We start from the raw sequence: 13,851 nt of genomic DNA, 5'->3' as shown, positions 1-13,851 counted from the left end.
CTGATACTCTACACAAATCATAAAAAACCACACATCAAAAAAGATGTGTGGTTTTTCTCTAGAAATTTCTATTACAATTAATCCTTTTGTTTCTCTTTCATAGTCTTATATAGAAGTGTATTAATTTAGTAAAAAGTCATCTATATCTAACACTACCCTCTGTATGTCATCTACTAAGGGAGAATGGCCAGTATTCAGTAATTTATAAGTCAAATCAATATCATGTTCCTTCATGTCATTAATAATTTCTAATGTCATCGATTCTGATGTCATTAGATCATTTTTCCCCCATAATACAAGTACTGGGGCAATAATATGATTTAATTCTCCCGTGCCTTCAATAATCCCATTTGAAACCGAACTAATATTAAATCTATTGGCTGCATCAGCTACATCAATTATATTTTGCTGACGTAGTGCCCCCTCAAGATATTTCTCAAATCTTGCTTTTTCTGGTTTATTAACAGGATATACTAATTGATTCATAGCTCCTTTAAAGAATGCTTTTTCCCCATTAATTTGTGCATTTAGTATTCTATTAATAATAGGATCAGAAGCAATTTCTGCTCTAGAATGAAGTCTTTCACCATTAGAATTATAAGCCGGATACCCACGTGTTGACATAGAAGCCAGTAAAATTAATTTTTTTACTCGGGAAGGGAAATTAGCTGCAAATTGCATTGCCACTCCACCGCCATTTGACCAACCTATTAAATGAAAGGTTTTTAAATTTAATTTGTCACAGAACAACTTTATATCCATGGCAAAATCATTAAAAGTTTTTATAGGTTTATTGTAAGTAGATTTTCCGTAACCACGTAAATCAGGTGCATATATTGTATAATTAAGAGGTAAGTGCTCCATTAGTAAATCCCACTGATCTGAAGATGCTAAATTTCCATGAAGTAAAAGAAGAATATTTTCTCCGCCATCTCTTTTTCTATAAAAAAGTGTCTCTCCATTACTCAATGTAATCTCCATATTATTCACTCCCCTATTTTCCCTTTAATATATTCTACTTTTTCTACAACTAACCTGCTTCGATGGTTCAATAAGAGAACTGAATATTAGATAATTCCTGTTTATCTTTTTTATAACGGTTAGACTTTTTCAAACTGTTCATCTATGTTTTAAATCAATAGTTTGTGTGGTTACTTACAACTATAGTGAGTGAGCGATTTTTTGGTATACCTATAAAAAGGGCTGCCCATAAGTCAGTTACACTGACTTATGGGCAGCCCTTTTATATCATAAAAGTACAATTATGCTTTTGACACGTTCTTCTTTGTAACCTTTCTAATTATATAGACGGCTAGTATGACAAGCGCGCCGATCATAATATACTTCACATACGGACCAGACACTTGATTAGCTTGTTCCCATCTGCTTCCTAATACATTGCCTAAGTAAATAAAAAGCATACTCCAAGGAACAATTGCAACCACTGTGTAAATCGTAAACTTTGTTGCAGACATTTTTGCGATTCCCGCTGGAATAGAAATAGCATGTCTTACTACTGGAACAAATCTTGCAGAAAAAATCACACCTGGACCATATTTGTGGAACCATCGTTCAGCCATTTCTAAATGCTTAGGACGAATTAACAAATATTTTCCGTATTTTAATAAAAAAGGTCGGCCAGCATAATATCCTAACCAGTATAGGAATAATTGAGCAATTGTGCCTCCAATCGTTCCCGCAAGAACAGCCCCCCAAAATGTCATCTGTCCTTGTGATACAAGAAATCCGGCGTACGATAAAACAACTTCACTCGGAATCACCTCAATCATAAGTCCTAGCATGACACCAGCATAACCGAGCTTAGCTAAAAACAAAGAAATTGCATGAATTACTGCGTGCATTATTAAAACCTCCAAAAAATTACTGCCTTTGGACATTCTAACAATGAAAACTGAATACAAGATGAAAACAAGATTAAAATCACATTAGAAATGGGAAATGTTTTACATTTTCAAAATATACACTTGATTTATTATCTAACTCTTCTTGTTAGAATTGTCATTTTAAACATCCTATTTATTCAATGCTCCATGAATACTTAACTTACAAATGCATTAATACACTAGCACAATTTTTTGCTAATGTAATATAATTTGCACAAAGGAAAAATTTATGTTCAAATAAAAGAAATATGATTTAACGAAAGAAATAACTAACTTAAATAAAACAAATTGCATCAAGATAACAAACAAAAGGGGAAACAAAACATGACAGAAAACACTAAAGAACGAGAACACCTTCCACCAAATAATAGGACGATGCAATCAGCGCAGTTAGCTTTAAGCGGTGAAACAAAAGGACTGAAACGATTATTACCATTTTTGGGACCTGCTTTTATTGCATCTGTAGCTTATATTGATCCAGGTAATTTCGCCACGAATATTGCAGCCGGATCTCAGTACGGTTATTTACTACTTTGGGTCATCCTTGTTTCAAATTTAATGGCTGTGTTAATCCAATCCTTGTCAGCTAAATTAGGAATTGCAACCGGAAAAAACCTTCCGGAAGTTGCTCGGGAGCATTTTCCAAAACCTGTTTCTATCGGTTTATGGATACAAGGTGAATTAGTAATTATGGCGACTGATCTCGCTGAATTTATCGGCGCTGCCTTAGGGTTATATTTACTATTTGGTATTCCACTGTTGCCGGCTGCATTAATTACAGCTGTTGGCTCATTTATTATTCTAGAGTTTCAACGCAGGGGGTTCCGCCCATTAGAAGCGGTTATAACTGGTATGGTCTTTATAGTCGTTATTGCTTTTGGTGTACAAGTATTTTATGCAAAGCCAGAACTAAGTCCTCTTCTCTCAGGACTTTTCGTTCCTAAATTTCAAGGTGTAAACAGTATTTTACTTGCCGCAGGAATTTTAGGGGCAACAGTTATGCCACACGCGATTTATTTACATTCTGCTTTAACACAGCGCCGCGTAGTAGGAACGACAGATGAACAACGAAAAAAGATTTTCCGCTTTGAATTTATTGATATTGTAATTGCAATGGTCATTGCCGGAGCAATTAATGCAAGTATGTTAATTGTAGCAGCTGCTCTATTCTTCAAAAACGGACTACCTGTCGAAGATTTAGATGTCGCTTTTCACGGATTTGAACACTTAGTCGGACCTGCATCAGCAACTCTTTTCGGGATTGGTTTACTAACCGCCGGCTTATCTAGTTCTTCCGTGGGTACGATGTCCGGGGATATTATTATGCAAGGATTCATCCGTAGGCATATTCCTTTATACTTGCGACGATTTATTACAATGATTCCGCCGCTTGTTATTATTGCATTAGGTGTGAATCCAACTCACGCCCTCGTAATGAGTCAAGTCGTTTTATCATTTGGAATTGCATTTGCATTAATTCCGCTCATTGTTTTCACAAGTAAAAAGAGCATTATGGGTGGTTTAGTGAATCACCGGCTTACAACAGCTATTGCATGGTTGATTGCCGTATTAATTATCGCCTTAAATATATTCTTGTTATATCAAACATTTATTGGTTAATAAGAGAGAGAATGTCTTTTACAAATCTGAATGCATTGGATTTGTAAGACATTCTCTTTTTATTTTGTTCCAGCATGTACAAGACAAACACATTTATTAAATCCATTTTGTATATCAGATTTAATCTAAAAATAAAGTTACATAATATTCAGATACCAACTATACTGGGATAGTATGGAAATTTCTTATTCTCAGGGGGATATGAATATATGAATGATATTACTATAGCCATTATATTAGGTATTGTAGAAGGTCTAACTGAATTTGCTCCCGTTTCGTCCACAGGACATTTAATTTTAGTAGGGCATTTACTTGGATTTGAAGGTACGACTCGTGCTACGACATTTGAAGTTGTGATTCAGCTCGGATCTATTCTTGCAGTAGTCGTTGTCTTTTGGAAACGTCTGCTCAATATCGTAGGAATAGGTAATTCTATTAAATCGACAGGTGCTGCAAAATCGCATCTCAATATGCTACATGTGTTGATTGGGATTCTTCCTTTTATAATTGGCGGACTTCTATTTCATGACTTTATCAAAAATGTTTTATTTTCACCCAAAACTGTCGTAATCGGCCTAGTAGCTGGCGGGATTTTAATGATCATTGCTGATTCACTACATAAAAATCGTTCTGCAGCTTCAAATCTTGATTCAGTTACTTATAAACAAGCTTTATACATGGGATTATTTCAATGTTTTGCTCTTATCCCAGGCTTCTCTAGAATGGGAGCAACTTTATCGGGCGGTTTGTTAGTTGGGATGAATCATAAAACGGCCTCTGAACTTAGCTTCATTATGGCTGTACCCATCATGTTTGCAGCATCAGGCAAAGACTTATTCGATAGTTGGAGTTATCTTACTGTCAGTGATTTCCCTTTGTTTATTACGGGATTTTTAACAGCTTTTATCGTGGCATTAATTGCAATTAAATTTTTCCTGTCACTTATTTCTAAAATAAAATTAATCCCTTTTGCAATTTATCGTTTCTTGTTAGCGATAATGTTTTGGGTTTTTATTTTGTAAAATAGATAAAACAAAGAACCTTTGCTTTAGCGCAAAGGTTCTTCGACATTTAATCAATTTAGAGATGATACTTCTTATTACATAACTAGTCCTCGTTTATAACGGCTCGCTTCAAAAATAATACGCTCTTCATCTAACGTTTTACATTCACCGTTCCAGACAATATGTTTCCCATTAATCACAACATCTGAAACATCTTTCCCACTCGCTGCATATACAAGATGTGACAACACTTCTTCTGCTGGCTGTAAATGCGGTTTATTAGATGGATCAATTGTAATAAAGTCAGCACATTTGCCTACTTCTAGTGAACCTGTTTGTTTCATCCCAATTACGGCTGCTGCACCTTTTGTTACTAATGAGAGAACTGTTTCCACTGGTAATGTTGTTGCATCTTTATGAATACCCTTTTGCAATAAAGCTGCAATGCGCATTTCTTCAAACATGTCTAAATTGTTATTAGAAGCAACACTATCCGTTGCAATTCCAACTTTTATTCCGCTCTCTAACATCGCTCGAACATCTGCTATACCCGATCCTAATTTTAAATTACTAATCGGATTATGAGCAACGCGAACATCGTTTTCCGCTAAGAAAGTGCGCTCATTTTCATTCAGTACAACACCATGTGCAATTACTGTTGGTCTCTGGAACAAACCGCAATCTGCTACATACTCTACTGGACGTTTTCCGTATTGTGCTTCAATATCCTGAACTTCACGCTCTGTTTCGGAAAGATGAATATGCACCATCGTCTTATTTTCCACTGCAATTCGTGCACACTCTTCTAGCATTTCTGTAGAACATGCATATGGACTATGAGGAGCGACCATCGTCGTTAACATACTATCTTTATTGTAATAACGTTTTACATACTTCTCCGCTTCATGAATTGCCTTCTTTTCATCTTCTTTCGTTCCGAAGCTAAATAATGTTCGAGAAACAGCAGCGCGCATTCCACTTTTACGAACAGCTTCCATAATAGAATCTTGATCTACTCCAATTGGATTAAACATATCAGAAAACGCTGTTGTTCCGCTTTTCACCATCTCTAACAAACCAAGCTCTGTGCTAGCAACAGCAAGCTCTGGTGTAAATTGACTTTCAAGTGGCCAAATTCTCGTTTCAAGCCATGGCTTTAGGAGCATATCGTCACCTATTCCACGTAAAATACTCATCAAGACATGCGTATGCGTATTCACCAGACCAGGTAAGACCCATTTTCCATGAAGATCAATAACTTGATCCACTTGTTTCTCACTAGATAATTCTCCTGATTGCACTTCTATAATTTGACCATCTTCTACAATGATATATCCATTTTTCAATACTTCATTCTTTTCATTTAAAGTCACGATTGTAGTGCTTACATAAGCTGTTTTCAAAAATATTTCCCCTCTCGACTCTATTTGATATAAACATCCCCACTAACAAGTTACTACCATCATAGTAACTTATTAAACACCAAGAGTCAAAAGATAATTATCACGAAATAAATCCCTTTATATGGATACGAACTTTTTGTTTTAAAGCATCATATTGTATTTCATTTGTATCTGCAAATGCTTCTTTTCTATTAGAAGGAATGTCCATATATGTTATCTCTTCTAAAAATTGCGATGCTGTAAAATCATATTTTTTACCGTTGATCCTGTTATAAAAATGCCAGCCTTCCGGAACTTTCGTCTTCATGATCTCTCCTCCAAAGAAATCATTGATTACTAATGCAGTTACACCACATTGTCCTCTAGCTGGATGATCTGGTGTCCATTTTGAACTCGTTTCTATTGACCAAGATTGCAATAAAACATCACTCATCTTCTCTATTTCGCTATACTTCATATTAAGCATCTCCTAATTAAATTTAAAATATCCGATTAGAATGAATAAGTTTACATATCATACTGCAAAAGCGGAAGTAGACGATCTTTAAACACAGTAGAAGGTGTTTCTCCTATTAGTTTCGCCCCCATTTTTATGTAATACCCTTTCGCATTCGGATCGCTATCAATCGTAAAACTCTTAATGTTTAATTGGACTGCTTTTTGAATAACACTTTCCCAAAGAATTCTTCCATAACCTTTCCCTTTATACTTAGGATCTAAATATAGAAAATCAAGACTGTCTGCTTCTTTTCTTTGGAATGAAAAAAATCCGATTATTTCTTGTTTTTCTTCTAAAATATAAACATAATTATTCTTAATATATTGTTCCGTAATTGTTAAGTCTTCCTTACATGCCAATATAAATTCTTCACTATAATTCCAAGTTGCTTTTGAGGATAATGCGAGGTTACTTAGCTCATTTGCTTCTTTTAATAACACTTCTCTAACAATCATTCCTTTCTCTCCCTTTCCCCTTTATATTGTGGTTTTGAAAAAAAGTTTAATTAAAAATAGCTCACAAACATGTATTTATGGTAAATAAAGAAGAATCCATTTTGAAAAAAAATTAATCAAAATAGATTCTTATCTAGCAGTTTTAAGCTTTGGTTTTATAAAAAAGTTTAATCATTTTCGACTTGTGATGCTCCTCGATTGCGCCCTTTAATGGAACAAAGCACAATAATATCTGTAAAATTTAATTAAGCACGATGTTTAATATATTTCATAATCAATTTATATTTCATCAGCCATTTTCAAAATAGCTTTTATTATTACATCAGGTTGGTCATACATTACTGAGTGACTACTATTAGGAACTAAAATGAATTCACTATTAGTGGATAAATTGGTCAATTTTTTTTGAGAATCCATCCATATCTTTTCAAAGCTATCCGCTTCTTGTTCTGAGAATCCTAATTCTGTTGCCTGCAATTCTACGTCACTCGGTGTGATAATTGTTAAAGGCTTATCTCCTAAAGAGCGAGTACCTTCCAGTAATTTCTCATTGCTTTTTATTTGCTTGATTTCTTCATTTAATACTTTGAAAAATGAAGTGTCCCAATGAACATTTACATACTTTTTTGCAGAAAGGTAATTTGGCATTGAATCTGAAAACATATTTTCCCCAAATAGCCGTACTATTCCAATTTGAGATAATATACGATTCATCGATTGGTCTTGTGTCTCGAAAAACTTGTCATTAAATGATTTTGCTTGTTCTGAAAAATATTCATTTCTAGAATCAACAAGCACTAATCCCGAAACCTTTTCTGGGTACTTTTCTGTAAAGAGACGAGAATAGATCCCTCCAACAGAATGACCCACTAATATTACAGGGGTGTCAATTTTAGAAGATTCGAGAATCTTACTTAAATCATTAATCGTCGTATCGATAGAAAATCCATTAGGAGGTGGATCACTCCATCCATACCCTGCTCGGTCATAAGTGATTACTTGGGTATGTTTTGATAGTTCTTTCTGAATGTTCGACCAATCATAAGACCAATTACCAGTCCCTGTTTCAATAACAACAGGTGGCAAACTCGTTTTGGTTCCTTTAATATTCATATGTATTTCTCTGTCTCCGACATCAATCATTTGTCCATCTGGAGGGTAGTTACTTTTAACATTTTTGTAACTGGTATATTCATAAAGGAACCCTGAGACCAATGTTAGTAAAATGATTGTAATCAAGGTCATTCCAAGTAATTTCAACCTTTTAAATGGTTTAATAACATTCGAATATTTAACCTCCAAATCACCATATCCCTTCACTAACTCTTTTATTTTAAAGTATTTCCGAAAGAAGTCCCCATCTTCAAGCGCGTGACGGGCAAAAGCCCAGCGGTAAGGTGGGGATGAATTTCGGTTAGGCATAGCCTAACTGATTTGTAAGAAATGCCAGTTGTTCGTATGGTGTATACGTTCCATATCTGACATCTTCACTTGCTTATAGGATTTAGAAGGGTTTTGTATATATTGTCCATGTATATCTTGTACGTATACCATTTTTCCTGTAAATCCTGTCACAAACCCTACTTGTCCAAATACCTTTACTTTATCACCTAAATAGATTCCATCTATATGTGGTGTATTTTTCTTGTTCCGTTTTGCACTTGTATTCTTTGTTTTCCTTCCTTTTCTTGCGGTTGCTTCATGCAGGGAGCGTTTTTTCTTTCTAAATTGCTTAATTCGAAACTCACCGCTTTGATCATATTCTTGTAGTTGTGTTGAATGGGTAATCGCAATCGCGTCATTTACATGTGTTTTTGATAAACCTAATTCTTTTCGCTTCGGTGTGGTGTAACTGCCGTACGTAATGTCACAATCTAAACGATTCATGATTTGTAAACGTAATATATTCATAAAGGCAGTCTCTTTATATTGTTTTGGTTTTTTGAAACTGTGTTTGATTTTCCCTTGATGGAATTTTTGATGACATTCTTCATGTACAGTTACAAGGTTATCTGCCATATCAGAGCCGCCGTTGCATCGTTCGATGATATGATGTGTATGCAAAATACCACCTTTCTTCTTACAAATTTGGCAGGTGTAATTGTCTCTTGCAAATACATAATATCTCGTATTCCAAAAGCCAAAGGTATCCCCTTGTTTGTATTCTGTTCCTTGTATATCGGGATTTTTTAGCTTTTGTACATCAAATTTCCCTACTTCGACAATCACTTTTGGAGATGGTAATAACGAGCGAAATATTTCAATCCAATGAATTTGGTTATCCACTCTGCTTTGAATCGATGGTGGCAACCATCCTTCTTTCTTTTTCCGATTGAGAAAACGTGCTTTTCGATATCTTGTTTTTCGTTGTCTTCTACCTCTGCGTAATGTAGCTCTCAGTGTAAGGTTTTCTTTGACGTCCTGACGTAACTCAATGGTTCCTTTTGCGAGCACTTTGTCTTCAGTGGTAATCGCAATGCCGATATGCTTTGCCCCACTGTCAACACCGATTGTGACGGGTTGCATTGTTTCACCTGTGGCATATAGAAGTTGAATGGTAAACGGAGTATATCCAATAATCGTTGCTTTTCCTTGTTTGAGAAGAAGCCGTGCCTTACGAGGACTGCAAGGCATGAGCGGTTCTCCTCGTAAATTCTTGACAAATACACGCATGTTTTGTCCCTCCTAAGAGTTTGTTTCCCTTCGCCAATGTTTGTAGGTGTTGGCAACTTCTCGTGCAAGAAGGCATGTGGTTGACCGTTCCTCCCCAATCAGAACTGTTACAGAGCCACCATAGAGCCAAGAACTAGGGAATCATTCTTGGGTATGCAACCTACGAACGGAGTCCACGAAAGACCGAGGCTAGACAACCAGGGCTTTTTTCAAGCCCCCACTTCAAAACGTGTTAGCGTTTAAGTGGTGGGTAGTTGACCAACCAATCACTATCCTTTCAAATTTCGAACTTTTTCTGAACCGCTATTCCGTTAAATGGCCCCTTTAGTTTAAAGCATTTCTTCACACTCATACCCGATTTTAACATAAATATCCATTTTTGTTCAGAAGTCTTATTTGTTGCTTTAGAATAATGTTTGATCAAATTGATACTAATAACCTTGATAAACGAAAAAACAGAAAAAGCGTGTTTTGAGAAAAAGATCAACCAAAACACACTCTTAATATATTCTATTGAATCATTCTTTTATGCAAAAGTTTGATTATTTCTGTGCCCCTTATTCCATTAAAGCTCTCATAAGTGACATATGTGAATTTATTGACAAGCACCTAAAGGATTTCCATCAGGATCAAAAAACGTAAAGAATCTGGTAGCCCCTTCTCCACTAATAGGATTTACTTTGACACCACGTTCAATTAACAGTCGATAAATCTCATTAATATCTTTAGAGATAAAATTATAGTATTTTCCTACCCCAAAGTTATTCTCAGGAAACTTCATTGGTTGTTGATTAACAGTTCTTACAAGGCATATTACTGTTTGTGACTCTTCTGCAATCTTCATAACAGCAGCTTCTCTCTCAATATAAATAAGTTTAAATCCTAATTTTTCTTCATACCATTCAGCTGATATTTTCGGGTCTTTGACTGGTATAAATACACCTTCCATACCATTCAATAATGGTTGTGACATTCTATATCCCCCTTAGAAATTTTTCTTTTTTCTCTTCGCTACTATTCAGCCATAACCCTTCCTTCTCTTACCCAAGAATCTGAACTGATTGTGGAACAAGAAAAAATCCTACATTATCATAATAGGATTTTCGATAAAAATTTTATTAATGATCATTCTTTATCCAAAATCTACATATAAACAGTTCATCTTTTTTTATAAACAGTGCAACTTTATTCCAAATCAATATATACAACGAAGAAACGTACATGTAATTTATCACAACGAAAATTCTTTCATTTCTGAATATTAATTGTACAATATTCTAAAAAATAAACCCCACCTATAGAAAAAGGTGAGGTTTTCCTCTTACACAATATGCTCGTTTAACCAAAAAATCACATCTTGAAATACTTCCTGTCTGTTCACTTCGTGGAACATTTCATGCCTTCCATCTTCATATAAACGAAGCGTTACATCTTTGACACCACATTTTTTATACATATCATATACTTCTTGTACACCTTTTCCCATGTTTCCAACCGGATCACGGTCTCCCGAAAAAATATAAATAGGAAGCTCTTTTGGTGTTTTCTTATATTCTTCAAGTTTATTGACCATCAGCACACCGTTAAATAATTCACGGTAAAAGCTCGTTGTACAAATAAATCCACATTGTGAATCTTCTATGTATCTATCAACTTGATTCGTATCCGAAGACAGCCAATCAAACTTCGTACGGTTTGGCTTAAAGTGTGAGTTAAAATTACCAAATGATAAGAAGTTCAGCATTGGACTTTTCGTTTTTGCTCCGCGAAGCTTCATTTCAATCGTTGCCATTTTATGACCAATAACTCCTAAAAGCCCCGGATTCCCTCCTGTTCCAGAAATAAGGAATCCATTATATAACTCACCGCGAAGCTGCACAGCACGTCTTGCTAAGAAAGATCCCATACTATGTCCTAATAAGAAAAGTGGACAGATGTGTTCCTTACGAATAAGCTCTGAAACGAAGATTACGTCAGAAACAGCTTGATTCCAGCCTATATTCGGCTCGAAATGACCATAATCTTCTTCCTGCTTTACTGTTTTTCCATGCCCGCGATGATCATGAGCATATACCCCGTATCCAGCTTCCAATAACGCTTCAATACATTCTATATAGGAACCAGCATGTTCCGCCATACCATGCGCAATTTGAACAATCCCACGAGGCTCACTTTCTGGTAACCATTGACGTAAATAAATTTCCGATCCATCCAATGTCATAACGAAGCTTTCCTGTATGTTCATTTTGACAGCCCCCAATTCTATAATCTACTTCACAACAATACGAATCTATATCTTTATAAGATGAACCACTATTCATTTTTTTCTTACTATAAATTATATGTAAAAGCTTTCCTTATTACAAATTATGATATTTTAATTTCTACCACTTCATTCTTGACGAAACGAAACTAAAGATGTATAGTTACTTACATAAAGTAATTAAATTATTGGAGGTAAACTAATTATGATGCCATCATTATTTTTAGCACATGGTTCTCCTATGCTAGCCATTCAAGATACCGGCTATACAAAATTTTTACAAACACTTGGTAAAACATATAAACCAAAAGCAATTGTCATTTTTACAGCTCATTGGGAAAGTGAAATTTTAACTATTTCTTCTTCAGACAATGCCTATGAAACGATTTATGATTTTGGCGGCTTTCCTCCTGAATTATATGAAATAAAATACGCTGCAAAAGGTTCGTCCGTCCTTGCAGCAATGCTAGAAGAAAAATTTAAAAACCGAGGGATTGCGGTTCAAAAAGATACAACGCGCGGATTAGATCATGGCTCTTGGACACTTCTACACCGTATGTACCCAAAAGCTGATATACCTGTCGTTCAAATTTCAGTAAATCCCTTCCTTCCTGCAAAAGAACAATACGAAATTGGAAAAGCCATTCAAGAACTTGGAAAAGAAGATATTTTAGTCATCGGCAGCGGTGTTACGGTGCACAATTTACGAATGTTAAAATGGGAACAAACTACGCCTGAACCATGGGCTGTTGAATTTGACGAATGGCTCATTGATCAAATTCAAAACAACAATACAGACGCCCTATTCAACTGGGAAGTTGAAGCTCCTCATGCACGTTTAGCTGTTCCAAGAGCAGAACACTTTGTTCCTCTTTTCATTGCAATGGGAAGCGGCAAGGCAGAACCAAAAGTAATTCATCGTAGCTATGAATTTGGAACATTAAGCTATCTTTGTTTACAATTTTAATTCTCGATATTATAGAGATATTAATATGGAGAAAGTCCAGTAATTCAATACTGGACTTTTCTTTATTCCTCTTTATCAAAACAAACTTACTCTATACTTTCATTGAAGCTATTTTAACATCTTATCGCTCGTTAAGACGTGATAAATGTTGAACCATAAACACTTGCTCATTTCCAACTATGAATCCCGCTTCTTTTAAAATACGAACAATTACTTCATTAGAAGAAGGCAAATTCATTGTCATTCTTTTTATTTGATCTTGTAAAGGAGAAAATATTTCACTTAATCCAAAGCGAACAATATCTTCCTGATCTAGACGTTTTGTATCTACATAACATTGATACAATACAGTTGCTTGTTGTTTTCCTGTCTGATCAAGTACTTTTTTATAAAGAAAATACGCTAATTCCTCATTTGTATCATCATACACAGTTAATAATTCTCCATCTTTTCTTACACTCATCCATTCCGTCTGCCAAGGTTTTATTTCTTCATTTGATATTTGAATAGTGTGTATATCCTGCGCTGTACCTCTTTTTACATGGTATGTATTACTTTGTAGCAACTGAAAAGCATCTTCTTCTAATATTCCTGTATGCTGTAGCATCAAAAGTTGATCAACTACTTCATACCCCATCTTTTTATAAAGATGAATAGCCGCATCATTTTTACTAATTGCCTCCAGCGTCGCGATATCTACTCCTTCTTTTTTATACAGCTCTAGGGACGCTCTTACTAATTCTCCCCCTACCCCTCGATAACGAAATTGAGAAACAACACCTGTTCCACCATTCCATGCAATTTTTTTACCATGCATCATTCTAATTCCATTTAAGATAATACCAACTGGCTGACCGTTATAAAACGCTACAAGTGAAAAAGATGGTGACAATTCCTCCAGTGTCATTCTTGCTAAAAAAGCATCCATTGTCATTTTAATTTCGATAAAATACCCTTCGAATCCAGCATTCCACAAATTTGTAGCTTCTTCGAATGATAATGTGCCTAACGATTTTATTTCATACATCTCATCCCAACTCCCTTCCCTAAATAACTATTATCA

Annotated in this window: 13 protein-coding genes; 3 read left to right on the top strand and 10 right to left on the bottom strand. The window is 35.2% G+C overall.

Annotation, left to right across the window (positions count from 1 at the left end):
• Window positions 1–120: 120 nt before the first annotated feature.
• Window positions 121–981, bottom strand: a complete 861-nt coding sequence (gene phaZ, locus NKR74_RS08900) for an intracellular short-chain-length polyhydroxyalkanoate depolymerase (protein WP_253629284.1) — start codon at window positions 979–981, stop codon at window positions 121–123.
• Window positions 982–1,262: 281 nt separating this feature from the next.
• Window positions 1,263–1,865 carry an undecaprenyl phosphate transporter UptA gene (gene uptA, locus NKR74_RS08895; RefSeq protein WP_253631114.1) on the bottom strand — a complete coding sequence of 201 codons (603 nt, stop codon included), beginning with the start codon at window positions 1,863–1,865 and terminating at the stop codon, window positions 1,263–1,265.
• Between the two features lie 363 nt (window positions 1,866–2,228).
• On the opposite strand from uptA, the gene NKR74_RS08890 reads away from it, so the two are divergent.
• Window positions 2,229–3,524: an Nramp family divalent metal transporter gene (locus NKR74_RS08890; protein ID WP_098309964.1), complete on the top strand. Its 1,296-nt coding sequence runs from the start codon at window positions 2,229–2,231 to the stop codon at window positions 3,522–3,524.
• Between the two features lie 209 nt (window positions 3,525–3,733).
• Entirely contained in the window at window positions 3,734–4,546 is an 813-nt protein-coding gene (bacA, locus tag NKR74_RS08885; RefSeq protein ID WP_253629283.1) for an undecaprenyl-diphosphate phosphatase, read from the top strand.
• A gap of 77 nt (window positions 4,547–4,623) precedes the next feature.
• Here bacA and NKR74_RS08880 read toward each other — a convergent pair whose 3' ends face one another.
• The 7 genes from NKR74_RS08880 to NKR74_RS08850 all read right to left on the bottom strand — a co-directional run bounded on the left by NKR74_RS08880 (window position 4,624) and on the right by NKR74_RS08850 (window position 11,803).
• Window positions 4,624–5,931, bottom strand: a complete 1,308-nt coding sequence (locus NKR74_RS08880) for a bifunctional S-methyl-5'-thioadenosine deaminase/S-adenosylhomocysteine deaminase (protein WP_253629282.1) — start codon at window positions 5,929–5,931, stop codon at window positions 4,624–4,626.
• A 100-nt stretch (window positions 5,932–6,031) separates the two neighbouring features.
• Entirely contained in the window at window positions 6,032–6,388 is a 357-nt protein-coding gene (locus NKR74_RS08875; protein ID WP_098309967.1) for a YunG family protein, read from the bottom strand.
• A gap of 50 nt (window positions 6,389–6,438) precedes the next feature.
• Window positions 6,439–6,885, bottom strand: a complete 447-nt coding sequence (locus NKR74_RS08870; protein WP_253629281.1) for a GNAT family N-acetyltransferase — start codon at window positions 6,883–6,885, stop codon at window positions 6,439–6,441.
• Window positions 6,886–7,164: 279 nt separating this feature from the next.
• Window positions 7,165–8,307, bottom strand: coding sequence for an alpha/beta fold hydrolase (locus NKR74_RS08865; protein WP_253629280.1), 1,143 nt, complete (start codon window positions 8,305–8,307; stop codon window positions 7,165–7,167).
• A 3-nt stretch (window positions 8,308–8,310) separates the two neighbouring features.
• Complete coding sequence (gene iscB / locus NKR74_RS08860) at window positions 8,311–9,558, bottom strand: RNA-guided endonuclease IscB (protein ID WP_253629279.1); 1,248 nt, start codon at window positions 9,556–9,558, stop codon at window positions 8,311–8,313.
• Between the two features lie 595 nt (window positions 9,559–10,153).
• Complete coding sequence (locus NKR74_RS08855; protein ID WP_098310580.1) at window positions 10,154–10,531, bottom strand: VOC family protein; 378 nt, start codon at window positions 10,529–10,531, stop codon at window positions 10,154–10,156.
• A gap of 348 nt (window positions 10,532–10,879) precedes the next feature.
• Window positions 10,880–11,803 (bottom strand): alpha/beta fold hydrolase, encoded by a 924-nt coding sequence (locus NKR74_RS08850; protein ID WP_253629278.1) that lies wholly within the window; start codon window positions 11,801–11,803, stop codon window positions 10,880–10,882.
• A gap of 223 nt (window positions 11,804–12,026) precedes the next feature.
• Between NKR74_RS08850 and NKR74_RS08845 the strand changes: the two genes are divergently transcribed.
• The gene (locus NKR74_RS08845; RefSeq protein WP_253629277.1) at window positions 12,027–12,788 is read left to right on the top strand and encodes a DODA-type extradiol aromatic ring-opening family dioxygenase; all 762 of its coding nucleotides are present in this window, start codon (window positions 12,027–12,029) and stop codon (window positions 12,786–12,788) included.
• Between the two features lie 121 nt (window positions 12,789–12,909).
• Here the strand turns inward: NKR74_RS08845 and NKR74_RS08840 are convergent, their stop codons facing one another.
• Window positions 12,910–13,815, bottom strand: coding sequence for a GNAT family N-acetyltransferase (locus NKR74_RS08840; protein WP_253629276.1), 906 nt, complete (start codon window positions 13,813–13,815; stop codon window positions 12,910–12,912).
• Window positions 13,816–13,851 lie beyond the last annotated feature (36 nt).

Source organism: Bacillus sp. 3103sda1 (assembly GCF_024159135.1).
Lineage (GTDB): Bacteria > Bacillota > Bacilli > Bacillales > Bacillaceae_G > Bacillus_A > Bacillus_A rhizoplanae.
Note: the sequence above shows the minus strand (reverse complement) of the source record. Positions and strands in the feature narration are given on the sequence as shown.

Excerpts from the sequence above, each read along its gene's own strand:
- phaZ (WP_253629284.1), bottom strand. The coding sequence starts at position 981 with ATGGAGATTACATTGAGTAATGGAGAGACACTTTTTTATAGAAAAAGA.
- NKR74_RS08890 (WP_098309964.1), top strand. The coding sequence starts at position 2,229 with ATGACAGAAAACACTAAAGAACGAGAACACCTTCCACCAAATAATAGG.
- bacA (WP_253629283.1), top strand. The coding sequence starts at position 3,734 with ATGAATGATATTACTATAGCCATTATATTAGGTATTGTAGAAGGTCTA.
- NKR74_RS08875 (WP_098309967.1), bottom strand. The coding sequence starts at position 6,388 with ATGAAGTATAGCGAAATAGAGAAGATGAGTGATGTTTTATTGCAATCT.
- NKR74_RS08870 (WP_253629281.1), bottom strand. The coding sequence starts at position 6,885 with ATGATTGTTAGAGAAGTGTTATTAAAAGAAGCAAATGAGCTAAGTAAC.
- NKR74_RS08865 (WP_253629280.1), bottom strand. The coding sequence starts at position 8,307 with ATGCCTAACCGAAATTCATCCCCACCTTACCGCTGGGCTTTTGCCCGT.
- iscB (WP_253629279.1), bottom strand. The coding sequence starts at position 9,558 with ATGCGTGTATTTGTCAAGAATTTACGAGGAGAACCGCTCATGCCTTGC.
- NKR74_RS08855 (WP_098310580.1), bottom strand. The coding sequence starts at position 10,531 with ATGTCACAACCATTATTGAATGGTATGGAAGGTGTATTTATACCAGTC.
- NKR74_RS08850 (WP_253629278.1), bottom strand. The coding sequence starts at position 11,803 with ATGAACATACAGGAAAGCTTCGTTATGACATTGGATGGATCGGAAATT.
- NKR74_RS08845 (WP_253629277.1), top strand. The coding sequence starts at position 12,027 with ATGATGCCATCATTATTTTTAGCACATGGTTCTCCTATGCTAGCCATT.
- NKR74_RS08840 (WP_253629276.1), bottom strand. The coding sequence starts at position 13,815 with ATGTATGAAATAAAATCGTTAGGCACATTATCATTCGAAGAAGCTACA.